Source organism: Pseudoalteromonas shioyasakiensis (assembly GCA_013391845.1).
GTDB classification, from domain to species: domain Bacteria; phylum Pseudomonadota; class Gammaproteobacteria; order Enterobacterales; family Alteromonadaceae; genus Pseudoalteromonas; species Pseudoalteromonas apostichopi.
Genome location: CP058414.1, coordinates 3,288,963 through 3,313,856, shown reverse-complemented (window position 1 = coordinate 3,313,856; position 24,894 = coordinate 3,288,963). Strand labels below are relative to the sequence as shown.

Annotated in this window: 21 protein-coding genes and 1 tRNA gene; 13 read left to right on the top strand and 9 right to left on the bottom strand. The window is 40.7% G+C overall.

The window, feature by feature from the left end; translation table 11 throughout:
- Positions 1-119 precede the first annotated feature (119 nt).
- Positions 120-962: a MipA/OmpV family protein gene (locus HYD28_15170; GenBank protein QLE10182.1), complete on the top strand. Its 843-nt coding sequence runs from the start codon at positions 120-122 to the stop codon at positions 960-962.
- On the opposite strand, the gene HYD28_15165 is transcribed toward HYD28_15170, so the two are convergent.
- Genes HYD28_15165 through HYD28_15155 form a run of 3 tightly spaced genes read right to left on the bottom strand, consistent with a single transcriptional unit; the run spans position 946 to position 3,109 of the window.
- A complete protein-coding gene (locus tag HYD28_15165; protein QLE10181.1) occupies positions 946-2,136 on the bottom strand; it encodes a hypothetical protein in 1,191 nt (396 codons plus the stop codon). The genes HYD28_15170 and HYD28_15165 overlap by 17 nt on opposite strands.
- Entirely contained in the window at positions 2,133-2,822 is a 690-nt protein-coding gene (locus HYD28_15160) for a response regulator transcription factor (GenBank protein QLE10180.1), read from the bottom strand. Before HYD28_15160 ends, HYD28_15165 begins: the two co-directional genes overlap by 4 nt.
- The gene (locus HYD28_15155; GenBank protein QLE10179.1) at positions 2,822-3,109 is read right to left on the bottom strand and encodes a DUF3019 domain-containing protein; all 288 of its coding nucleotides are present in this window, start codon (positions 3,107-3,109) and stop codon (positions 2,822-2,824) included. The genes HYD28_15160 and HYD28_15155 overlap by 1 nt, the downstream gene beginning before the upstream one ends.
- Before the next feature lie 652 nt (positions 3,110-3,761).
- On the opposite strand from HYD28_15155, the gene HYD28_15150 reads away from it, so the two are divergent.
- From HYD28_15150 to HYD28_15140, 3 genes are all read left to right on the top strand, one after another.
- Positions 3,762-4,463 (top strand): DUF3581 domain-containing protein, encoded by a 702-nt coding sequence (locus tag HYD28_15150; GenBank protein ID QLE10178.1) that lies wholly within the window; start codon positions 3,762-3,764, stop codon positions 4,461-4,463.
- Between the two features lie 95 nt (positions 4,464-4,558).
- Positions 4,559-5,794 (top strand): DEAD/DEAH box helicase, encoded by a 1,236-nt coding sequence (locus tag HYD28_15145; GenBank protein ID QLE10177.1) that lies wholly within the window; start codon positions 4,559-4,561, stop codon positions 5,792-5,794.
- Between the two features lie 48 nt (positions 5,795-5,842).
- Positions 5,843-6,811 carry a GGDEF domain-containing protein gene (locus HYD28_15140; protein QLE10176.1) on the top strand — a complete coding sequence of 323 codons (969 nt, stop codon included), beginning with the start codon at positions 5,843-5,845 and terminating at the stop codon, positions 6,809-6,811.
- Here the strand turns inward: HYD28_15140 and HYD28_15135 are convergent.
- On the bottom strand, positions 6,808-7,764 hold the full coding sequence (locus tag HYD28_15135) for a hypothetical protein (GenBank protein QLE10175.1): 957 nt from the start codon (positions 7,762-7,764) through the stop codon (positions 6,808-6,810). The two genes, HYD28_15140 and HYD28_15135, sit on opposite strands and share 4 nt — an antisense overlap.
- A gap of 246 nt (positions 7,765-8,010) precedes the next feature.
- Between HYD28_15135 and HYD28_15130 the strand changes: the two genes are divergently transcribed.
- A complete protein-coding gene (locus HYD28_15130) occupies positions 8,011-10,896 on the top strand; it encodes an insulinase family protein (protein ID QLE10174.1) in 2,886 nt (961 codons plus the stop codon).
- A 28-nt stretch (positions 10,897-10,924) separates the two neighbouring features.
- On the opposite strand, the gene HYD28_15125 is transcribed toward HYD28_15130, so the two are convergent.
- The 3 genes from HYD28_15125 to HYD28_15115 all read right to left on the bottom strand — a co-directional run bounded on the left by HYD28_15125 (position 10,925) and on the right by HYD28_15115 (position 12,912).
- Positions 10,925-11,866 (bottom strand): sensor domain-containing diguanylate cyclase, encoded by a 942-nt coding sequence (locus HYD28_15125; GenBank protein QLE10173.1) that lies wholly within the window; start codon positions 11,864-11,866, stop codon positions 10,925-10,927.
- 323 nt (positions 11,867-12,189) lie between these two features.
- Positions 12,190-12,507: a helix-turn-helix transcriptional regulator gene (locus HYD28_15120; GenBank protein QLE10172.1), complete on the bottom strand. Its 318-nt coding sequence runs from the start codon at positions 12,505-12,507 to the stop codon at positions 12,190-12,192.
- Between the two features lie 3 nt (positions 12,508-12,510).
- Entirely contained in the window at positions 12,511-12,912 is a 402-nt protein-coding gene (locus HYD28_15115) for a hypothetical protein (protein ID QLE10574.1), read from the bottom strand.
- 341 nt (positions 12,913-13,253) lie between these two features.
- On the opposite strand from HYD28_15115, the gene cysE reads away from it, so the two are divergent.
- Positions 13,254-14,078, top strand: a complete 825-nt coding sequence (gene cysE / locus HYD28_15110) for a serine O-acetyltransferase (protein ID QLE10171.1) — start codon at positions 13,254-13,256, stop codon at positions 14,076-14,078.
- A gap of 86 nt (positions 14,079-14,164) precedes the next feature.
- Complete coding sequence (locus HYD28_15105; GenBank protein ID QLE10170.1) at positions 14,165-14,752, top strand: hypothetical protein; 588 nt, start codon at positions 14,165-14,167, stop codon at positions 14,750-14,752.
- Positions 14,753-14,754: 2 nt separating this feature from the next.
- On the opposite strand, the gene xseA is transcribed toward HYD28_15105, so the two are convergent.
- Positions 14,755-16,089 (bottom strand): exodeoxyribonuclease VII large subunit, encoded by a 1,335-nt coding sequence (gene xseA / locus HYD28_15100; GenBank protein QLE10169.1) that lies wholly within the window; start codon positions 16,087-16,089, stop codon positions 14,755-14,757.
- 134 nt (positions 16,090-16,223) lie between these two features.
- Between xseA and guaB the strand changes: the two genes are divergently transcribed.
- From guaB to rimI, 5 genes are all read left to right on the top strand, one after another.
- Entirely contained in the window at positions 16,224-17,693 is a 1,470-nt protein-coding gene (guaB, locus tag HYD28_15095; GenBank protein QLE10168.1) for an IMP dehydrogenase, read from the top strand.
- A gap of 100 nt (positions 17,694-17,793) precedes the next feature.
- Positions 17,794-19,371 (top strand): glutamine-hydrolyzing GMP synthase, encoded by a 1,578-nt coding sequence (guaA, locus tag HYD28_15090; GenBank protein ID QLE10167.1) that lies wholly within the window; start codon positions 17,794-17,796, stop codon positions 19,369-19,371.
- 146 nt (positions 19,372-19,517) lie between these two features.
- Positions 19,518-19,594, top strand: a tRNA-Trp gene (locus HYD28_15085).
- 68 nt (positions 19,595-19,662) lie between these two features.
- On the top strand, positions 19,663-19,965 hold the full coding sequence (locus HYD28_15080) for a hypothetical protein (GenBank protein QLE10166.1): 303 nt from the start codon (positions 19,663-19,665) through the stop codon (positions 19,963-19,965).
- The gene (gene rimI / locus HYD28_15075; protein QLE10165.1) at positions 19,952-20,398 is read left to right on the top strand and encodes a ribosomal protein S18-alanine N-acetyltransferase; all 447 of its coding nucleotides are present in this window, start codon (positions 19,952-19,954) and stop codon (positions 20,396-20,398) included. The genes HYD28_15080 and rimI overlap by 14 nt, the downstream gene beginning before the upstream one ends.
- Here rimI and HYD28_15070 read toward each other — a convergent pair.
- Entirely contained in the window at positions 20,395-23,049 is a 2,655-nt protein-coding gene (locus HYD28_15070; GenBank protein QLE10164.1) for a response regulator, read from the bottom strand. The genes rimI and HYD28_15070 overlap by 4 nt on opposite strands.
- A gap of 251 nt (positions 23,050-23,300) precedes the next feature.
- Between HYD28_15070 and prfC the strand changes: the two genes are divergently transcribed.
- Positions 23,301-24,884, top strand: coding sequence for a peptide chain release factor 3 (gene prfC, locus HYD28_15065; GenBank protein QLE10163.1), 1,584 nt, complete (start codon positions 23,301-23,303; stop codon positions 24,882-24,884).
- Positions 24,885-24,894 lie beyond the last annotated feature (10 nt).

Here is a 24,894-nt window from a genome sequence, read left to right as displayed (position 1 = left end):
TATACAAAGATGCGTGCAAACGATATGATCTTTCCCGATTGGGTAAAGACTAAAAAGTTTTTAGTAGTATTAAGTTGTCATAATAATTATTTGTTATGACATAAAGGTGAATTGGGTTAATGAAGAAATTGTTTGGCTTAGTGTGTTGTTTATCTGCATCAACTGCATTTGCGCAGGTTGAAGGTATACAGCCGCAATTAATTAAAAAGTCGACAATACATGCCAGCATCACAGTTGGCTATGGGGGTATTGAAAACCCAGTACTTGATGCTGATGACGTCACTTCGCCAATTCTGCCAAGCTTTGCTTATTACAGTGATAATTGGTATTTCGATGACTTTTCTGTTGGCTACAGTTTATATGAAACAGAAAAGTTTTATGTCGATTTACTTGGTCGCTTTAATGACGATGGCTTTTTCTTTGAGCTTGATGGAGTAGATAAACTTTATGCGGTAGATGTTGTAAGATCGAGTTCAGGAAGACCAACTTTACCAACAGCTTCACCCATTGAGCTAACGCCCATAGAGCGTGACCTTTCTTATATGGCTGGGCTATCGTCTGCTGTAAACGTTTATGATGACATCTGGTTAAGTGCAGCTTATGTGAACGATGTGACCAATGTTCATAATGGTTATGAAATCTTGTTTAACGGCTACCAAATATTTGAGCTGTTTTCTGGTACTGCTGGTATTGAGGCGGGCATTAATTACAAAAATGAAGAGTTGATTGACTATTATTACACAGTTTACCCAACTGAAAGTAAAACCCGCTTACTAAGCTACAATTTAGAAAGTGCCACCAACTACTATTTGAAAGTGAGCTATGAATATCCGATCAGCGATAGTTTCAGTCTTGATTTCAAACTCAAACATACATGGCTAGACAGCAACTTAGCCAATTCAAACATGATCAATAAAAACGGATACTTCTCAGGCTTTACAGGTATTACCTACCACTTTTAGGCCAGTGTATTGTGATTTGTGCACCGCCCGTTTGTGGGCAATTGGCTAAGCTTATTTTACCGCCATGCCAACTGGCAATACGATGAACTATATAAAGCCCTAATCCATAACCACTAGCCAACTTATCTCCTTCACCTTGTTTAAAAGGCTCAATCAGCGCATCTGCATTAATTGGTAAGCCAGGTCCATCATCTGCAATACTTATAAGGTAATAGCCCGCTTGTTCTTTACTGCTTATATGGATAGTGTTTTTTGCGTATTTAGTGGCATTGATCAGTAAATTTTGCACTGCAATAGCCATAAAGCTTGCTTCACAATAGGCAGTATCTACTTCAAGCGCTGAAATGAATTCGAGTTCTCTGTATAAATCGAATTTAGCTACTTCCGTATTGATAAGTTTAGTTAAGTTAACTTTCTCCTGATTAAACACGCTTTGCTGGTGCTCTAAGCGAGCAAACGATAAGTATTGCTCTAAACGTAATTCAATTTCATCGATATCGCGTTCTATTTGCCTACTTTCTTGTGATTCTAGCTCAGCAATCGATAAAGCAAATCGCATACGGGTAAGAGGCGTACGAATTTCATGAGAAATAATGCGTGATAAATCGTTATGTAATTGCACAAATTTATTAATGCGCTCAGACATATGGGTAAACGTGCTAGCCAATGGCGCGATAGATGAATTAGGTTTTATATCTAGCTCTATCCGCTGTGGCTTTTTGCTAAAGTGGTAGGCTGCGCGTTGTAATAAACTCAAATCACGAAATACAGGGCGAATGAACAACAAGATCATGGCACCAAGTAAAAAGTAAAAGGCAAAAAATGCAAACCAGTCAGTCTTTGCTTGTGAAATCAAGGAAATAGGGCCTATTTTTTGAATGCTGCCGAAACTTCCTTTCAGGTATATATACTGCTGATTATTCTCGGTGACGCTGATAATGCCATCTTTATTGAAACTAGCTTGCAATGAATCGGGTAACACAAGTTCGTTTTGGTTAAAGGTACTGATCCTAGATGCTTTTTGCTCTGCGATTTGCGCAAGTTCTGCGACGCTGATTTGCACACTCGGTATCTGCTCAGAGAAAAATTGATTATAAAGCTGACCAAAAGCCAAAACTAAGGCAATTAAGCTGACAGTGATAATTAAATACAGCTTAAAAAATTGCTGTTTCATATTTTTGAAATATCCAGGCTGTATCCTTTACCCCGAACAGACTTAATATCCAACGACTCCTTATGTTTGCTAATGGTTTCTTTAAGCTTTTTACGTAAACGGCTAATTTTTAAATCAATAGCTCGGTCAAGTCCATCATACTCACGACCAATAACATGCTTAAATAATACTTCTCGAGAAACCGGTTGGGGTGTGCTTTTAGCTAGATAGGCAATGATCTCAAACTCACTTTCATTGAGGTTCAATGCGGTATTATGAAAGTAGATATCACGTTTTTTAGTGTCGATACGCAAAATATCACTTTGATGTGAAAAGTTATCTTGGCCAACAGTATGGGCGATAATTGTTTTAACCTTAGCTAATAACAGTTCAGGCTTAATGGGTTTTACAAGGTAGTCATAGGCGCCTAAGTTCAAACCTTTAATTTGTGATTGTACTGAGTCCAGCGCTGTTAAAAAAATGACAGGGCAACTGTATTTTTCTTTCAACTGGGAAATTAACTCAAAGCCATTGCCATCCGGTAGCATAACATCACAAATAATCAGTGAAGGCATGAAGGTGATTTCACTGCTAAGGTAAGCCTCTGTAGTATTAAACACATCAATTGTATAGCCATGCTTTAACAAAAATGTTTGAATTAAGCTTGCTAATTTCACATCATCTTCAATTATAAAAATATGCTGCATTATAAACTCCAGCCAAAGCGCCGCTTTATTCGGTAATCTTTAGCTTCATAGCTTGCTATTGAGAGTAGTTGTTGTTTAACAACCTGATTACTCAATGGATTTATTAATTTCACAGTAAGTGGGTGCTCAGTTTTAATCTTAAACTTTTCGCTAATTAAACCTCCTTGTTTATAACACTGCGTATACTGTGGACGCTGAGTTATTTCTAAACAAAGCTCTTTAAAGGGAGCAATTCGAAAATGAATTTGTATATTAAATTCACAGACCTTTTGTTTCGTATCTGTCACACACACGGTGGGAGAGACTTTAAAAAAAGGTTGCTCAGGATTGTCATCACTTAAGCAAAGCGACGAAAAACAAAGACAAAAAAACAGCAATAGCCAACTTAATCGGTATATCATCTAACCAAGTCTCTGTTTTTTAATAGTCTTTTCTTCAAAGTAACAATAACCATCGAAAATTGATGTAACCTGCTCAACTCACTTTGAGTACTCATTTTTTTGCCGCTTATTATAATTGTTATTTATGCAGCCTATGAGCGGCGATTACACGATAAAAAAGCGGTTCTATCATACCTTACTTATCGTTGTAGCTACAAATAGGTGCTATGCAAAGCCTGTATTTTCAGCTTGTTGGCATATTTCTTAATGTTTAAAAAGTTAGTTTGTTGTTTTAAAAAGAAAACTGAATTTATATTTAGTTTTAGCTAATAGTTTTTCATTATGTTTAGCTGAGTCTAAGTGTTTACTAATCTGCTTTATTTGTTAATCCTTTCGTACAAATTGATACAATTTAGATTTAGCCTATCGAAACCAATATTTTAGCTAATGTCATTAAACATCTCCTAAGTTCGTGATTTATAATTAACAGATTCGACCTCTATTTTCTATTTTTCTGGTAGTATAGTCAGGTTATAAGTAGTTTAAGCAGTGAACAATTATGTTAAGTCCTTATTATCAGCAGCATGCTGATTACGTTTCTATCTCACGTGAGCAAGGCTGTCGTTTCGCCAAATTAGTGGCTGATGATTTCAATCCGTTACACGATAAAGACGCTAAAAAGTTTTGTGTACCGGGCGATTTACTTTTTTCGCTGGTTTTAAACCGTTACGGCATAAGTGAAAAAATGGAGTTTACTTTCGCTGGTATGGTTGATGAAAATTCAAAGCTAACTTTCCCTGAGGGTGCTGATGAGTTTGCGATTACCGATGGCGAAAAAGTAATGCTAAAAGTTAAACGAGAAGGTGCTGTTAGCCAGTGTCCAGAATTAACGAATAGCTTAATTAAAAATTATGTTGAGTTTTCTGGCACTACGTTTCCGCATGTCATTATCCCATTAATGGGTAAGCAAGACGTGATGATCAACCCTGCGCGCCCTATGGTGATTTACGAGTCAATGCTGATTAACCTAGATCGCCTTGATATTAGCGCACCTGAATTACAATTTGCGGAACCTGATTTTGAATTTACTGGCAAGCGCGGAAAAATTACGCTTCGCTTTAACCTTTTAGAAAACGGCAAGAAAGTAGGCTCAGGTGAAAAGCACATGCTTGTATCTGGTATTCGTGATTATTGCCAAGCAACGGTTGATGACTTAATTAGTTTTTATAATCACCGTAAAGAATCACTTAAACCAGAGTAATCTCTACATTTGCTATAAAGGGCGCTCATTGCGCCTTTTTTGTTGCTGATGTTCAGCGTACAATAGCGCTTTTATAGCCAAATGTACTTCAGAATATGTCAGTAGCGACCTTTTCAGAGTTAAATCTTGCACCTGCATTGCTAAGTGCTTTGCAAGAAGAGAATTATCACACCCCCACAGCAATTCAAGCGCAAACCATCCCACTCATTTTAGCGGGAGCTGATGTAATGGGCAGTGCACAAACCGGAACGGGCAAAACAGCCGCCTTTGTTTTACCACTACTGCACAACTTGATGTCTGCTGAAGTACTCCCTGATGCTGTTAAGGTACTTATTTTAACGCCCACCCGAGAGCTCGCTCAGCAAGTATTTGCAAGTGTAGAGCGCTATGCTGCGCACACAGATATAAAAGCGGCGCTTGCTTATGGCGGCGCCAGTATTGGCCCACAAATTAAAGCCATAAAAGCTGCACAAGTTGTCATCGCAACACCTGGGCGCTTACTTGATCATGTGATCAAGGGCAGTATTAAGCTCTCTAGTATTAATGCTTTGGTATTCGATGAAGCTGATCGCATGCTTGATATGGGCTTTATTGACGAGATCAATCGTATCTTGCGTCACGTGCCAAAAGATCGTCAAACCTTATTGTTTTCAGCAACATTTGACGACAGCATCTTTAAGCTAAGTAAGCAGTTATTGAATGATCCTAAATTAGTTGAAGTAAATAAACGCAACTCAGCAGCGGTTGAAGTTGAGCAGCTAGTTTATGCGGTTGATGAAGATCGTAAGCGTGAACTGGTATCACATATGATTGGTATGAAGAATTGGCAGCAAGTACTAATATTCACTCGTACTAAACAAACCGCTGATGTGCTTGCAAAAGAAATGTGTAAAGACGGTTTAAAAACTGAATCTATTCATGGCGATAAAAGCCAAGGAGCACGAGATAAAGCGCTACATAACTTTAAATCCGGTGCGACAAGAGTACTGGTTGCGACAGATGTTGCTGCTCGTGGCCTTGATATTGCTTCGTTAAAGTATGTAATCAATTACGAACTGCCTTATGTGGCCGAAGATTATGTACACCGTATTGGTCGTACAGGTCGTGCTGGCGAGAAAGGGATGGCGATGTCGCTGGTTAGTATTGATGAGCAATGGTTACTGGATGAAATAGATATCTTACTCGACACGAGACTTACTCCACAGTGGTTACCAGGATATGAGCCTGATTTAACCAAAGAGCCAAAACAGGTTCGTAAAAATACAAATAAAGCACGGCGCTCGCGTGATAAAAAACGTATCTTAGGGCAAAAAAGTAGGAGACGTTCCTAAATTTGGCATATATTTATACTATCCTCAGGCTAAAGTTGAGAGTTTAGTATGTTAGAAGAAAATAAGTGGGTTTTTCGCCGCGCTGATAAACAATTTTCCTTAGAAAAGTGGCAGAAAACAATTAATCTCATGACTGAGTTGTTTTCTGCTCCTGCGGGTTTTATCGTCCATAAAACTGACAATGTTTATCGTATTATTGTATCCAGTGAGCAACAAGAAAACCCCTATGAAGCAGGGGCTGAATTAAATGCTGACGATAATATCTTCTGTAAAAAAGTTGTGCGAGATATGGCACCACTTTATGTTGATCATGCAAGTAAAGACTCTCAGTGGGATGATAGCCCACTAGTGAAAGATGGTTTTGAATCTTACCTTGGCGTACCTATTAGTTGGCCTAATGGTGAACCGTTTGGCACATTTTGTGTAATGGATTTTAAGCAGACTCACTATCAACAGAGCTTTTTAGAATTAATAGAGCAACTTCGCGATATGGTTGAGGACGACCTTGCGTTGTTAGATAATTTTACGCAGATGCGTGAAATTGCCATGCTCGATTCACTTACCAATATTTATAATCGCCGCGCAATAGACCTACTTTGCCAACATAAACTGAATATATCGAAACGTCTTGGCTTTGACATTAGCTGTTTGTTTATTGATATAAACAGTTTTAAACCGCTCAACGATACTTACGGCCATGAAGTTGGCGATCTCGCGCTTATTTGTTTAGCTGACACTATGAAAGAGTGTCTTCGTGAAACCGATATTATTGGCCGCTTAGGGGGCGATGAGTTTATTGCTTTATTGCAAGTTCAGCCAGGTGATTGCATAGAAAGCATAGCCGATAAGCTCAACACCACCTATCAATCTAATTTAGCAAAGCGGGGCATTCCAGTTACGAGTTTAAGTATTGGTTCTGGGGTGATAGCTCAGCCAAAAGAAAACTTTGCTGAGCTATTAAAACGAGCAGATGAAGATATGTATGAGAAAAAGCAAGCCTCGAAGGCAGCACGTTAAGCTATTTGTTTCTCAGCTAGGTTCAGCTCCATGGTCGCTTTAAGTAAACGATAAAGGTTAATTGACGCATCAATTTCTTCTTTACGATTAGTTAAGCTTTCGATATTTAAACCGAGCGGTACATCTAAATGCGCACAGCTTTGTAAAATTAAGTCAAGATTCTCACGGCAAATACGCACCGATTCACTCAATGTATTTGCCGAATCTAACATACGGTACTTAGTCGCCTCTGGTACCGAAATTCCTAACCACTCCATAAATTCTAAGGTTTTTTCACCGCCACATGGAGTAAACGTTAGAATAATACGCTTTGGGGTTGTGCCTTGTGCTTTACAGCTGCGGGCATAGCTGGTGATCAAATCAATAGTCGCTTGGGCATTGTAAACGGCTTGTGAGATGAAAAACTTACAGCCTTGCGCTGTTTTTTCGACTAAACGTTCATGTTCATTACGTTTGCTAGCGTGACGCTCTGCAATAGTAACGCCACCTAAAAATACATCGCTATTCTGTTTTACTAGCGTTTTATAAGCATCAGAAAGGCTTAATTTGATGTCACCATGAGATGATGGACTACCTACTAGCACTAAGTTCTTTAATTCAAAATCATTTCGAGTTTCATTTAACCACTCGGTAAACTCAGCTTCACCACGTTGGGCAACACTTTTATAAGTGATTACATCCAGTTGTGAGAGGCTGCGAAGTAGTTGACTATATTCACGTGGATCAACCGTTTCTTTAAACGGAAAAGGGCGCGGTTTAGCAATTCGGCTGCTTTCATCTTGAATGTCGTAAATGATCACACCATCGTATTCAATTTCGTGCAAGCGACCTAGTAGCTTTTGGGCAATAGTTTCAAGCATGGCTTTATCAGTACCTGATTTTGGTGGTGTGGTACCGATAAGGTAGACGCCTTGATTGGTGTCTTCAATTTTCTCTTGTAATGATAAAGCCATAATCCTCATTCCAGCTTGTGCTAATGTCTATGTAAACAATATAGCAGCCATTTAGACGTCTAGATAGATTTTTCTGATGAAAGTTTTTCAATGACTATGAATTTTACTCAAGTTGAATGTGAGGTGTTCTACGAAATTGACACACCTGTTTACATAAATTATTGCCCTGACCCTCATATTTTCTGGCGCTTTGATGCATAATCAAGCTGCAATCATTATGAGAAAAATAACTAACAAGGGAACATTATGAAATTTAGATTATTAGCAACCAGTTTTGCTGTAACACTTGCGCTGAGTGGCTGCGCAAGTAACTCACAGTCAAATATAGTTAAAGAAGTCGAAATTGAGCAGCAAGTAAGCCAAGATGATAACCGTGTATTTAGCCAAGATTACCTATTAGAAGAGCTTGAGAACGGCCTTCGCGTAATGGTAGTGAAAACCGACTACCCAGACGTCGTATCACTGCAAATTCCGGTATCGGTTGGTTCACGTAATGAAGTTGAAGCAGGTAAAACTGGTTTTGCACACTTCTTTGAGCATATGATGTTTAAAGGCTCTGAAAAATTCCCGCAAGATGTCTATTCAGATATTTTAAAGAACTCAGGTGTTGATAATCGCGCGTATACGACCAACGATTACACTAACTATCACTTAAATTTCTCAAAAGAGCACTTAGATAAAGTACTCGAAATCGAAGCTGATATTTTCCAAAACCTGACTTACAGCGAAGAGCAGTTCCGTACTGAAGCACTGACTGTAAAAGGTGAATATTTAAAGAATAATGCTAGCCCAATTCGTAAGTTACTTTCTGCCGTTCGTAACGAAGCATTCGAGAAGCACACATATAAACACACCACGATGGGCTTTTTTGAAGACATCGAAGCCATGCCTGATCAAATGGCATATGGTAAAGAGTTTTTCGCTAAGTTTTATAAGCCTGAGTACGTCTCTTTAGTCATTGTTGGTGATGTTGATCCACAAGAAACTATGGCAATGGTGAAAAAGCATTGGGGTAACTGGAAAAAAGGTGATTACCAAGCCGACATTCCAACTGAACCGAAACAACAAGCACCTAAGTACGTTCATGAAAAATATGATGGTTTACCGGGTCATTGGTTACTAGTGTCTTACAAAGGCACAGCATGGGATCCAACTCAAAAAGACCGTGCTGCGCTTGATTTGATTTCGCAGCTTTATTTCTCAAATAACTCGGCACTTTATCAAGAACTTGTTGTTGATAAACAAATTGCCAGTCAAATGTTTACCTATAACCCAGATACTAAAGACCCCGGTTTATTACATGTTTTTGTAAAAGTCGAAAACGAAGCAGATCTTGCTAAAGCCCGTGATGCGATTAACCGTACTTATGCACAAGCACGTACTGAGTTAGTTGATGCGCAAAAGTTAGCTGATTTAAAATCTAACTTAAAATACAGCTTTATCAATGGTCTTGATTCATCGCAATCAATAGCCTCAACGCTTGCAAGCTACATGCACTTTGAGCGCGACCCTGAAGTTATTAACCAACTTTACGCCACTGCTGATAGCATCACTCCAGAAGATATCAAAGCAGTAGCAAACAAGTATTTTGTTGATTCAAGCCGTACCACTGTGACAATGTCGGCGCTTGATAAAGTAACTGGTTTTGAGCAGGAAGTTGATTTAAATGCAGCGGTGGCAAGTATCGAGCAAGCACCAACAGAACGTCATTTTAAAGTACTTGATAAAACAAATAGTTCACCACTGGTTGATGTAAACTGGTTATTCAATACCGGTGCGGCAGCTGATCCACAAGGCAAAAAAGGTTTAGCGGCGCTAACAGCCGCGATGCTAGCGCAAGGTGGTTCAGAATCAATGAGCTATAAAGATATTAAGAAAGCCTTATATCCTTTGGCGGGAAGCTTTGGTTATCAACTTGATAAAGAGATGATTTCACTTCGTGGTCGAGTACACAAAGATAATGCTGCGAAATGGTATGCGCTTGTTAGCGATCAATTGTTAAACCCTGGCTTTAGAGAAGATGATTTCAAGCGTCTGAAAAAAGAGCTTATAGATAGCATTAAAGCGGGCCTTAAAGCGTCAAATGATGAGGAACTAGGTAAAGAAGTGCTTTATCATCAGCTTTATAAAGGTCATCCTTACGAAAGTTATAACTACGGTGACATATCAGATCTTGAAGCATTGACACTTGATGACGTCAAAGCGTTTTATAATAGCCAGTTTACACAATCTAAACTAACAGTGGGTCTAATTGGTGCTATCCCAAGTGATGTTAAATCGACAATGATGAAAGATTTAACCCAACTTCCACAAGGTAAAGAAAGCCGTTTAATGATCCCTGATGCGCCAGTACTTAAAGGTCATCATGCGACTATTGTTGAGAAATCAGCGCAATCTACCGCAGTGTCCTTTGGTTTCCCAATTGATACAATTCGTAGCAGCGATGATTGGACAGCCCTTTGGTTAGTTCGCTCTTATTTTGGTGAACACCGCAGTTCAAACAGCTTCTTATATCAACGCATTCGTCAAACCCGTGGTATGAACTACGGCGACTATGCATACATCGAATACTTCCCACGTGGTATGTTCCAAACAAAACCAGATGCTAACTTAGGTCGTTCAGAGCAAATTTTCCAAGTATGGTTACGCCCGCTGCGTTCTAATAACGATGCTCACTTTGCAACACGTACGGCATTATTTGAGCTTGATAAGCTAATTAAAAATGGCATTAGTAAGGAAGATTTTGAAGCGACTCGTAATTTCTTAATTAACTTTGTGCCGCAAATGGTTGCAAGCCAAGATCGTCAATTAGGCTATGCACTTGATAGTGAGTTCTATAACACAGAGAGCTTTGTAGACTATGTGCGCGGCAAGCTTGAAAAGCTAACCCTTGATGATGTTAACCGCGTTATTCGCGATAACCTGCAAACCGAGAATATTCACTATGTATTTATTACCGGTGACGGCAAAGATATGCAAAAACGTTTAGCATCAGAGCAAACATCACCTATGGTGTATAACGCTGAAAAACCGGCAGAACTTGTTGCTGAAGATAAAGTGATTGCAGATTATAAACTTGCAATACCAGCGAAAAATATTAAAGTACTTGATGTCGAAAAAGTATTTCAATAATTACTAATTAACTAATCAATGCCCCTATTTAGGGGCATTTTTCTATGCTTAATGGCTCGATGTTATCAGCAACTACAAGTTGATTTCGGCCAGCTTCTTTTGCTTGATAAAGCGCGCTATCAGCCATTTCAATGAGTAACATGGCATCATCACAACTACTAGGATATAGCGTGGCTAACCCGACACTTACTGTTAATGGGTAGCCAGCCAGTTCAGCCAACTTTAGCGTAGCAAGTTTTGTCATAAAACGTGTTACGAGTAATTGAGCATTATGGCTTTGCGTATTACCAAGTACTAGAACAAATTCTTCACCGCCGTATCTTGCGCACAAGTCACTGGGCCTGCGAGTAAATTCAGACAATAGTTTTGCCACTTCTTTTAAGCAATTATCACCAACTAGATGACCAAGGTTATCGTTAAGAGACTTAAAGTTATCAAGATCGACCATCGCTATGGATAAGGGATGTTTTAAGCGTGCACAGCGACTCCATTCTTGCGAATAAAAATCATCAAAATGACGTCGGTTAGCAACTTGCGTTAGACCATCGATACGAGCAAGCTCTCGAACTTGCTGCTCGGCAAGTTTACGTTCAGTAATATTTAAGTGGCTGATCACAACATAATCTGTTTTGCCAAGTTTTAAAGGTACTGCGCGCATCATAAACCAGCGGCTTTCAGTATCACTATGACAAGGATATTCCAAGTAAAACTCTGCGAGCTGTTGATTGATAACTTGGTTTATTCCGGTGTAGGCCTTTTCACCAAACTCATCGCCATGGGCCGCAGCTGATCTACAAATAGCTAGATAGTTTTGACTTTCCCACTGAGTGTTACACTCGCATCCATTCTCATCGCCGAATGATAGCCAGCTGCGATTTACAAATGTGATATCCCCCGAGTCATTAATCACCACAATATGCTCAGAGATAGTATCGAGTATTAACTTTAGAAACTCTTTTGATTCAACCACTTTATAACCTAGCCAGTGCTTAGTTATTTAAGGTTAGCAATAAATGGAGAATTTTCCTCTAAGCTACGCTTAAAGCTTTCATAAAAGTGTTTTGCTAGAGTCCTGAAGGGGGAGTGTAAAGCTCCTATTTAGCTCATGTAGTTAACAGCTGTCAGTACTGCATTTTAAGTTCAGTTCTGACAGTTGGCCTAAGTCTCTAAGTAAAGCATCAGGAAATGCTAAAGTATAGAACCAATTTTAACACCTAGCGCAAATAGCATGGTTACTATTACAAAGCCGATAAGTGTGGCATAGCCGCGTTGTTCTTTGGTCATATTTCACTCCTAAAAAATAACAAATACTGTTGCCATACCAAGGGCGAAACTAATAAACGAAGAAGTCGCTACGATTACAGCTAGGTTTTGCTTACTCACTGCGTGTGCTTTGCTGTCATTAGTTGATTCGTCATCGAGCTTGATGAGCTCACCTTGGCGTACTTCAAACACTGCGCATAAGCTCATGGTAGTTTCTTTTGACGCAGCGCCTTCTTTTTCAACTCGTTGAATGGTTCGTAGGCTTACATCACAGGCATCGGCCAGTTGTTGCTGCGTCCACTCGAATTTAAGCCTCAGTGCTTTAATTGTATTAGGGTTCAGTTGCATTACTTACTTCCCAATGAACGGTTCAATTAACGTGATTAGGGCAAAACCAAAAATTGCTCCACCAATAAAACACCCTAAGGTAACCATAGCCACTTGCTTTGGGTTATCTGTAAGTGAAGTCTGTGTGCTCTGTTGAACTAATTTACCTGCTTTGTAAAACGAACATTCAAGCTTACCTGTTAGTATATTTTGCATCTCAAATTCGACTGCATAAGCATTCTCTTGGTAATTAAAGTCGTGGTGACTTTTAAAACCGAAGCTGCGCTTTTCACTAACCAATTCATCGTTTACATATATTTTTTCTTTACCGCTCATGATGTGACCAAAGCATGCGATTTGATTATCACCATCTTGAAAGTAGAACTTATAACCTAATTTGTGTGAGTTTAGTACGTCGTTTTTCATCATCGTTTCCTTGTTAAGTTGATGATGTAAATTTAATGATTATTTTTGTTTTTTACGCCGTCAGTAATACGCCAGTTCCTATTTTGGCATATGACAGACAAGATGTCATATCTGTTTTGTTGTTGAAAAATAAGTACTTTAATTAAACCGCGCGCCTGTCATTAGAGTTTGCAGCTGTCATATGAGATTGATTTAAAAACACCTGCAAATGATCAAAAATAAGGTTTGATACTCTGGTTATTACATATAACCAGAACAAATAAATAACGGGTTAGTACATCTTGCTACAAATCCGTTAAACTAAAGGCTTAGCAGTTAGGTACAACCAGAAAGGCAATATTATGCGTCATGAAATTTGGCAAAAGCTTCGAGATGAAGCAAACGAAGTCGTTTCCCGTGAACCGCTTTTAGCAAGTCACGTTTATTCGTGTGTGTTAAATCATGAATGCTTAGGTTCGGCGCTTAGCTTTATTGTCGCGAATAAACTCGCAGATGCGGTGGTATCAGCATTTACTATCCGTGAATTATTCGATCAAGCCTTTGTTAAATGTGACCTCATGCTGACACATGTGGCTCATGACATAAAAGCAGTTAAAGATCGCGACCCTGCGGCCGATAGTTACTTAACTGTTATTTTGAACCTTAAAGGCTTCCATGCAATACAAGCACACCGACTCGCAAATTGCTTATGGCAACAAAACCGAAAAGAGCTTGCTCGTTTCATTCAGAGCAGAACCTCAGAAGTATTTGGCGTTGACATCCATCCTGCTTGTAAAGTTGGTCATGGTATTATGTTTGACCATGCAACTGGGATTGTAATTGGTGAAACTGCAGTTATCGAAGATAACGTTTCGATTCTACAATCTGTAACCTTAGGTGGTACAGGTAATGAACAAGGTGATCGCCACCCTAAAATACGTGCCGGTGTATTGATTGGCGCAGGTGCTAAAGTACTAGGTAACATCGAAGTCGGTGAGGGGGCGCGTATTGGTGCTAATTCAGTGGTGTTAAGTCCGGTTCCTGCACACACAACTGTGGTTGGGGTACCTGCTAAAGTGGTCGGCAAACCGAGCTGTCCCTGTCCAGCCGAAAGCATGAACCAAAACTTTTTAGATGATGGCACAACTACCGCTAGTAATGCCTCACACACCAGTGCTATGTTGTAGTTTTACATCAATAAAGAGCAATGGAATTGTCTAAATTATCCTTCGGATTAGCTGTTATAGCGTCATTTTTTTGTGGCGCTCTTGCTATGTCACTCTTTCAGTCTAATCCACTAGAACAGACTCAAACTCACCAGCAAGAATTTATTGAAGCGCAAACTGTTGAGGCGCCACAGCAAACCAAGTCGGTAGTCCCTGTGAATGCTAAAAAAATCGCTGCACCTAAAGCTGACGTACCAGAAAATCTGAGTGAAAGTGAGCTTGAACAACAAATTGCTGAGCTAAAGCTACAAGTTGAAAGCCAACAAGCTGTGATTGCTAACTACCGTTCAAGTGCAATTCCCCCGCAGCAAATTGATTCACATCTTGAAGAACTTTATACCTTGTTAGAAGAGCAATCTCGTGATGAAGCGTGGGCTTACCAAGTTGAAACTGCGATGAGCGATTTTTTAATCATGGCAGATTTACCTGTACAACCAGAGCTAAAAATCGCAACGTGCAAAAGCTCCGTTTGTCAGTTTAAGCTACTGCAACCAGAGGGTGTAGATGACTTACCAAGCCGTTATTGGCGTGATTTAGGCGATAAAATGATGGAACAAAGCTGGTGGAAGCAGTTTAAGTTTACTTCCAGCACTTCGAGTGATGGCAGTCTAACCGTTATCGCTAGTACCGAGTAAAGTTAAACGACCTTCGAGTGCAACTGACCATCGGTAAGTTCGGTGGTTATAAACTCTCCTGAACTTACATCGTTAACTGATTTCACCACTTTGCCTTGCTGGTTCTTGGTAATGCTATAACCACGAGCTAATACACTGAGTGGGCTTACAGAATCTAAGCGGCTCGCTTGCAAAGAAAGCTGATTGCGTGAACTTGAAAGTTGCTGTTGCATCGTTTGTCTCAGTCGGGCGTGTAGTTGCGCGAGCTGATGCTCGCTTTTTGCGAGCTGATTTTCAGGTGAACGTTGCATCAAGCGTGGTGTTAAGTTAGCAAGTACTCGCTCATATCGCTGAATTTTGTTATTCATTGCACCATGCAAGGCTAAACTAAGCTCATCTAATTTTTGCGCTTGCTGATTGAGTTGATTACGTGGATGGCAAAGTTGTAAGCGATGCTCAAATTGTGTTGCAGTACTGCGCTTTACTGCCAAGGAATGTTTAAAAGCATGATTTAAGTGCCTAACTAACTGCGTAACTTTATTATGTAGCTCTTCCGTGTTTGGGCTAACTAGCTCAGCTGCAGCCGAAGGGGTTGCGGCACGAATATCGGCTACATAGTCACTTATTGTGGTATCGACTTCGTGACCAACGGCACTAACGATTGGTAAGTGACTTGCGAAAATGGCGCGAGCCAATTGCTCATGGTTAAAGCACCACAAATCTTCGAGTGAACCACCACCGCGACCTAATATAAGTACATCCACTTCATTACGCTGATTGGCGATGCTTATTTTTTCTATTAATTGGCTGTGGGCATCTGCGCCTTGTACCATCGCTGGATAAATCACGACTTCAAGCTGCGGAGCACGGCGTTTTAGTACGGTAAGAATATCGCGAATAGCTGCCCCAGTGGCTGAGGTAATCACCCCAATACGATTGATATTGGTTGGTAATGGTTTTTTGTGAGCTGAGCTAAATAGGCCTTCGGCAGCTAAGCGCATTTTAAGCGCATCAAACTCTTGTTTTAATAAACCTTCACCAGCAGGGGCCATGTGCTCAACAATCAGCTGATAATCACCACGGGGTTCATACAAGGATACGCGGGCGCGCACAGTTACTTGTGCACCATTGCTTGGGCGAAAAGTTTGGCCGCGATTATTGCCGCGCCACATCGCCGCTTTTACCTGTGCTCGGTCGTCTTTTAGAGTGAAGTACCAGTGTCCAGATGCAGGGGCTATAAAGTTAGAAATTTCACCATTTAAGATAAGCGATGAGAAGCCTTGTTCTAAAACATGGCGAATTTCCTTATTTAGGCGCGAGACCGTGTAAACAGGCTGTGTTGAGTGCGTAAAAGCCATTAATAACCCCAGTAAAAAATTCTGTGTGTACTTTAACACAAATAAATGAATAATTTTATTTACTCGTGCTCACAACGCTGATAAAATTTGGCCGCAATTCCTTATACTCAGATCCACATGTGAGAAGTTGCACTATGCTAAGAATCGCTAAAGAAGCTCTTACCTTTGACGACGTACTTTTAGTACCAGGTCATTCTACTGTTTTGCCACACACGGCAAATATTTCAACTCGCTTAACGCGTGGTATCAATCTTAACTTGCCGTTAGTTTCAGCATCTATGGATACTGTAACAGAAGCACGCTTAGCGATTGCTTTAGCGCAAGAGGGCGGTTTAGGTTTCATCCACAAGAACATGACAATCGAAGAGCAAGCTAAAAACGTTCGTAAAGTAAAAACTTACGAAGCGGGCATTGTTTCTTTCCCTGTTACTGTGACTGCGGATCTTACAATTGCTGATGCTATCGCGCTTTCAGAAGACAAAGGTTTTTCAGGTTTCCCTGTAACTGACGCTGACAATAACCTTGTTGGTATTGTTACAAGCCGTGATATGCGTTTTGAAACTAAGCTTGAGCAACCTGTTTCTACAGTAATGACGAAAAAAGAATCGTTAGTGACTGTTAAAGAGGGTGCAGACCGTGATGAAATCTTAGGTCTAATGCACGAGCACCGTATCGAAAAAATTCTCGTAGTTGATGATGCATTTAAACTTAAAGGCATGATCACTGTAAAAGATTATCAAAAAGCACAAGACAAGCCGCATGCATGTAAAGACGAGCAAGGTCGTCTACGTGTAGGTGCAGCTGTTGGTGTTGGCGCGGGTACCGATGAGCGTATCGCAGCGCTTGTTGAAGCAGGTGTTGATGTACTACTTATCGATACATCACATGGTCACTCTCAAGGTGTTATCGACCGTGTTGCACAAACACGTCAAGCATACCCTGATTTACAAATCGTAGCGGGTAACGTTGCAACAGCTGAAGGCGCGATTGCCCTTGCTGATGCAGGTGTTGATGCTGTTAAAGTAGGTATCGGTCCTGGTTCTATTTGTACTACTCGTATCGTAACAGGTTGTGGTGTTCCACAAATTACTGCTATTTCTGACGCAGTTGAAGGCTTAAAAGGCCGTGATATTCCTGTTATTGCTGACGGTGGTATTCGTTTCTCTGGTGACATCGTAAAAGCACTTGTTGCGGGCGCATCATGTGTAATGGTTGGTTCAATGTTAGCGGGTACTGAAGAAGCACCGGGTGAAGTCGAGCTATATCAAGGCCGTTACTACAAATCATACCGTGGTATGGGTAGCCTTGGTGCTATGGACCAAAAAGAAGGTTCATCAGACCGTTACTTCCAAAAATCGAACGAAGCAGACAAGCTTGTTCCTGAAGGTATCGAAGGCCGTGTTGCTTATAAAGGTCCTATCGCGACAATCATTCACCAACAAGTGGGTGGTCTTCGCAGTGCAATGGGCTTAACAGGCTGTGCAACAATTGAAGAGTTAAACACTAAACCTCAATTTGTTCGCGTTACTTCAGCTGGTATGGGTGAGTCACACGTTCACGACGTGCAAATCACCAAAGAAGCGCCAAACTACCGCTTAGGTTAATTACCTTAAGGTATTGAAATTACATGGGCTAGCATTTGCTAGCCCTAATTTATTGATCATCTCCCTTTGGGAGAGCAGTTCCTGACTAACGAGATACTCCATGAGCAAAGACATTCACGATTCACGAATTCTCATTTTAGATTTTGGTTCGCAATACACACAGTTAATCGCACGTCGTATACGTGAGATTGGTGTTTACTGTGAGCTATGGGCATGGGATGTAACTGAAGAGCAAATCCGCGAATTTAATCCACAAGGTATTATTTTGTCGGGTGGCCCTGAGTCTACAACACTTGAGAACAGCCCACGTGCTCCTGAGTATGTATTTAACGCAGGCGTTCCAGTACTTGGTATCTGTTACGGCATGCAAACAATGGCAACGCAACTAGGTGGTAGCGTACACAGCTCTGATAAGAAAGAGTTTGGTTATGCGCAAGTTGAAAAAGTAGGTAACTGTGCGTTATTCGATGCTATCGAAGACCACATTACTGACGGCGGTGCAGGCGTACTAGACGTTTGGATGAGCCACGGCGATAAAGTGATGGAAGTACCAGAGACTTTCAAAACAACTGCTAAAACATCAACGTGTCCGCATGCTGCAATGTCTTGGGAAGAAAAACGTTTTTACGGCGTACAGTTCCACCCAGAAGTAACTCATACTCACCAAGGTTTACGCTTACTTGAGCGCTTCGCGATTGATATCTGTGGCTGTGAAAAGCTATGGACACCCGCTAAAATCATCGACGATGCTATTGAGCGTATTAAAGAAACGGTAGGTGATGACGAAGTTATCTTAGGTTTATCAGGTGGTGTTGATTCATCTGTTGTAGCTATGCTTATTCACCGTGCAATTGGCGACAAGCTAACATGTGTATTCGTTGATAACGGTCTTCTTCGTTTAAACGAAGGTCAGCAAGTTATGGACATGTTTGGCAACAAGTTTGGCCTAAACATTGTTAAAGTGGATGCTGAAGATCAATTCTTAGCAGACTTAGCAGGTAAGTCTGACCCTGAAGATAAGCGTAAAGCGATTGGTCATACCTTCATTAAAGTATTCGACGAGCAAGCTAAAAAGCTGAAAAACGCTAAATGGTTAGGTCAAGGTACTATCTACCCAGACGTAATCGAATCTGCTGCATCAGCAACAGGTAAAGCACATGTAATCAAGTCTCACCACAACGTAGGTGGTTTACCTGACGACATGAAAATGGGTCTTGTTGAGCCATTACGTGAGCTATTTAAAGATGAAGTACGTAAAATTGGTCTTGAGCTTGGTCTGCCTTACGACATGCTTTACCGTCACCCATTCCCGGGTCCTGGTTTAGGTGTTCGTGTACTTGGTGAAATCAAGAAAGAGTACTGTGATTTACTACGTCGCGCAGATGCTATCTTCATCGAAGAGCTACACAAAGCTGAGCTATACCATAAAGTAAGCCAAGCATTCACTGTATTCTTACCAGTTAAATCGGTAGGTGTAATGGGTGATGCACGTAAATACGACTGGGTTGTATCACTACGTTGTGTAGAGACAATCGACTTTATGACGGCACGTTGGTCACACTTACCTTATGAATTCTTAGGTGTGGTTTCAAACCGTATCATCAACGAAATCGATGGTATCTCACGTGTTGTTTACGATATTTCAGGTAAGCCACCGGCAACAATCGAGTGGGAATAATTTTATTATTCTGACCTGAATTGGTTCAAAAACGGCGAATTAGCTTGCTAATTCGCCGTTTTGTTTATTTAAAAAGCAGTTAAACTAAAAACTATGTTTTTTTACTTTACCTTTGAAAAAAGCTCTATATAATTCGTCGTCATTGCAGGGGCGTAGTTCCAATTGGTAGAACAGCGGTCTCCAAAACCGACGGTTGGGAGTTCGAATCTCTCCGCCCCTGCCATTTCTTCATTCTTTACTTTAATCGCAAATCTCCCTATATTACTTGCTCTTAATCATGATTGAGTCGTTATGAATCCAAGTTACGCTGCGATATTCTCTGTACAATCTTTAGAGTTGAATCAACACTATCGAACTGTGCCTGACGTTTCTAGCGAAGAGATGTCAAATACTCAACAAGAAACACTTACGCTACCGTTACAGTTTCACCAAGACCTCGAAAAAGCATTTGCGCCGTTAGTTATTACTGAAATCGTTAAAACAACAAGTATTAGCTGGCAAGAGGGGTGCTTGGGTTTACCGAGCGATAAGCTTAATAGTAAACAGAAAAAACAACTTTGGTCTTTAATCGGTGAACAACTTGATAAGCTTTAAATCTGTAGATGCAACTTATATCAGCCAGTTAATGGCTATTGAAAATGCCTGCCATAGTCACCCGTGGACAGAGAAAACCATGCTTTCGTGTTTAGCGGGCCGTTACTTTAACCTGGCTGCTTTTCATGGCGATGATATGCTAGGTTTTTATATCGGTGAGCAAGCGGGCCCAGATTACACCCTGATGGATATTTGTGTTGCGCCAAAGCACCAAGGGCAGGGCATTGCTAAGCAGTTGTTAAATGCTTTTATTGAGCATGGTGAACAGCACCAAGCTGAAAACCTCTTCTTAGAAGTGCGTGAGTCTAATGCACCTGCTATTGGCTTGTACGAAAGTGCTGGCTTTTCACATATGTCAGTGCGCAAGAACTACTACCCAACCGCAACAGGGAATGAAGACGCTATTTTAATGGGCATGAGCTTTAGCCTTTAAGATGCCTCTTCAAGGGCGCTTATAAGCGCGTTGTAGCATTGCTCGATTTGTTCAGTTTGATTACTACGTAAGGCATTTTCAAGTTGTCCAGCGGTCTTATGAATTGCTTCAAAACTAAAACACCCAGCACTGCCTTTTAGGCTATGCGCTACTGAGCGCAGCGCTTCCCACTCTTTAGTGCGATACAACTGCACGACCTGGCTTAAGTAATCAGGCAGCTTTGAACGATAGTTGTCGTTAATTTGTTGGAATTTTTCACTTTTCAGTAAATTTTCCCATTTGTTTTGGCTATCTTTTTCAATGTGTAAGTAGCTTACGAGAACTTGCTCTAATGCGTCTTTATCGATTGGTTTTGCAAGGGCTTCATCACAGCCCGCTTCTATGTAAGTATCGACATCGGTTTTCATCACATTGGCTGTAAGCGCGATAATAGGTCCATCGTAGGCTGCATGACGTAACATTTGCGTCGCTTCTAAGCCACCCATTACAGGCATCTGCATATCCATGATGATCAACTGATAATCATTAACCAATGCCATTTCTACCGCTTCAGCACCATTTTTTGCGATGTCAGGCTCAAGTCCCCAAGTTTGTAACAGTAGTTTGATCAGCAACTGGTTATCTGGGTTATCTTCGGCCACCAGTATATTGGCATCAAAGCTATTAGCAGCGAATGAAAGCTGTACGTCTTTACTCGGCGAGAGCTGCTCATAGTTATGAATAAAGGCCTCATACTTAAGCTGCTCGGCATTTAAGTGAGCTGCAACTTGCACGGTAAAACAACTGCCGTTTCCAGGTTCACTGATAAGTTGCACATCACCACCCAATAACTGGGCTAAGTTCTTCGAAATACACAAGCCAAGACCTGTACCACCAAAGCGGCGAGTTGTCGTCGCATCAGCTTGTTCAAACGGTTTAAATACCCGTTCAACTTCGCGCTCTGACATACCAATACCTGTGTCTTGAATCGCAAATTGTAAATTTTGTTTTTCGCTGTTGTAGCTAATATCAATCGAGATACTGCCTTTCTCAGTGAATTTAACCGCATTACTGGCAATATTGATCAAGATTTGTTTTAAACGTGTGGTATCGCTATTAATGGTTTTGGGGATTGGTAGCTTGTAGTTGATATTAAACGCCAGTTGCTTCTCATTAGCCAGTGGGCGAATAATCGAATCAATATCATGAATAAGCTGCACTACATTACATGGCCCACGCTCAACAGCGAGTTTTTCAGCTTCAATTTTTGATAAATCAAGAATGTTATTGATGAGCTCAAGCAAGTGCTTAGAGTTACGTAAAATGGTGCTTAAATGTTGTTCATCATTCACCGCATCTTTGTTGTGCAGAAGTTGCTCTGTAAAACCCATAATTGCGGTAAGTGGGGTGCGAATTTCATGACTCATATTTGCTAAAAAGCGGCTTTTTAGTTGGTTGGCTTGTTCGGCTTGCGCGATTGCCACTTCTAGCTTGCTATTCATTGCTTCGAGCGCTTTAGTACGGCTTTCAACCTTTTCTTCTAGGTGATGCTTATATTCTTCGAGTTCGTCTTGGTAATGACGAATTTGGTTCACCATGTGGTTAAAGTCGTTAAAAAGTACGCCTACTTCATCGTTTGTATGGGCGGGCAAATACACAGATAAATCACCATCACCAACGCGATGGCTTGCAGCGCCTAATAACTCGACTGGGGTGAGTAGTAAATTACGCACCACAATGTAAATAAGAATAGGTAGTGAAATCACAGAGATAATTACAATTAACGCAGTAATTAAACTGATGGCTTTACCTGACTGATACAGTAAATCTTTGGGGGTGGTCGAGATGAAGTAATCGCCGTCGGTCATTTGCACCGCATAGATGATACGCTCTTCTTTATCGATACTCGAAAGCTCAATGCTGGCTAGTTTTCCGTAATCGGCCAAATGCTTAATTTGTTCAAGCTCGTATTCACTTAAGTAGCTGCCCCGTAAGTCATAGTCTGAGCTAAATAAAATTTGTCCTTTAGTTGTCAAAAACAAATTTAGGGTGTTATTAAAAGGCGCTTCTAAAATGCTGGCATTTAATATCGATGGTTCTACATGTACAACAATAAATCCTAACTGTTGCGGCTGTTTTAAGTAGTAATCGATATTGTAAATAGGGTGCACAAAGTACAAACTGGTGGAGCCATCTTCTTTGGGGATCATAAATTGCTGCTGGCGCAAATTTGATTGCAGTACTTGATCAAAAAACGGGTAGCTTTTAGGCGCAGGGGTTAATTGGCTTGAATAAAATGCATCACTTTTGCCGTCTGGGGCAACATAGTTAATGCTGACTATATCAGGGTAAGCTTCTGAATAACTTGCAAATACATTCATTAACTCGCCAAGGCGTTCAATGTATTGGTTTTTTGATTCGGGTTCACGGGCTAAAAAGTCCGCCAATACTGGAGAAGTCGAAAGTAACCGGGTAATCGAATGAAATGAGTCAATGTAATTGAAGATTTTTTGTTGCTGTTGCTCAACAAAGCGACTGACAATAAGCTCTGCTTGTTTTTTTGTTGAATTGGTCACATTGGTTAACGTAAAGCCACCTAAAAACAACAAAGGTAAGATCACTAAAGGTGTGATATACCATAATAATCGAATACTGAGCTTACTGGTTTTCATGACCTAAATTGATATCCCTCCGTGCAATTTATCAATAGTATGCGTTACAACTTGATTACACAAGCTTAGCAAAAAAGTGAACAACCCATATACCCAGCCTATGGTGAATAATTACTTACAATCGTTGCTTTTTTGGCTAAGACAAACAAGGTATAATAGTCGGCAATTCTATTTTATTTTTACAGTGCGCACCGAGCTTTATAATTTATAGGGCAGCCAAGTGCGCTTTGTTATGACTAAAAGCAGCTTACATGTCTAATTTAACTACCGAAATTAATAAACGACGCACCTTTGCGATCATCTCGCACCCGGATGCGGGTAAAACCACCATTACAGAAAAAGTTCTGTTATTCGGACAAGCTATTCAAAAAGCGGGTACCGTAAAGGGTCGTGGCTCAAACCAGCACGCAAAATCAGACTGGATGGAAATGGAAAAAGAACGTGGTATCTCGGTAACCACGTCTGTTATGCAATTTCCTTACAATGAGCGTCTAGTTAACTTACTTGATACTCCAGGACACGAAGACTTCTCTGAAGATACCTATCGTACATTGACTGCGGTTGACTCGTGTCTAATGGTAATCGACGCGGCGAAAGGTGTTGAGGATCGTACTCGTAAATTAATGGAAGTAACACGCTTACGTACTACACCTATCGTAACTTTCATGAATAAGTGTGACCGTGATATTCGTGACCCAATGGAGTTATTAGACGAAGTTGAGACTGAGCTTAACATCGCCTGTGCGCCTGTTACTTGGCCGATTGGGTGTGGTAAAGAATTCAAAGGTGTGTATCACATTCACCGTGAAGAAACGATTTTGTATAGCACAGGCCAAGGTCACACGATTCAAGAAGTACGTGTTATTAAAGGTTTAGATAACCCAGAACTTGATGATGCAATTGGTAGCGAACTTGCAGAGCAGCTTCGTGAAGAGCTAGAGCTTGTGATTGGTGCATCACACGAATTTGATTTAGATCTGTTCTTAGCGGGTGAGCTATCGCCTGTGTATTTTGGTACGGCACTTGGTAACTTTGGTGTTGACCATGTTCTTGATGGCTTAACTGAATGGGCTCCGGCGCCACTACCTCGTGAAACAGAAGACCGCCAAGTAGCTGCAACTGAAGATAACTTCTCTGGCTTCGTATTTAAAATTCAAGCAAACATGGACCCTAAACACCGTGACCGTATTGCCTTTATGCGAATTGTATCGGGCAAATACAGCCAAGGTATGAAGATGAACCATGTGCGTATTGGTAAGCAAGTGAGTATTTCTGATGCGGTAACCTTCATGGCAGGTGACCGTGAGCGAGCGCAAGATGCTTATGCGGGTGACATCATTGGTTTACACAACCACGGTACAATTCAAATAGGTGATACTTTTACGCAAGGTGAAAAAATGAAGTTTGGTGGTATTCCTAACTTCGCACCAGAATTATTCCGCCGTATTCGCTTAAAAGATCCATTAAAACAAAAGCAATTGCTAAAAGGCTTAGTTCAGTTATCTGAAGAAGGTGCTGTGCAAGTATTTAGACCGCTTATAAATAACGACCTTATCGTTGGTGCGGTAGGTGTACTACAGTTTGATGTGGTTGTTGCTCGCTTAAAAGCTGAATACAACGTTGATGCGATTTACGAAGGTGTCAGTGTTAATACTGCACGTTGGGTAAGCTCAGACGATAACAAAAAGCTTGAAGAGTTTAAGCGTAAGTGCGAAAGCAACTTAGCGCTTGATGGTGGCGATAACCTTACTTATATCGCGCCAAGCCGTGTAAACCTAAACTTGTCGATGGAACGCTATCCAGATATCAAGTTTAACCACACGCGCGAAAACTAATACGCTAAGA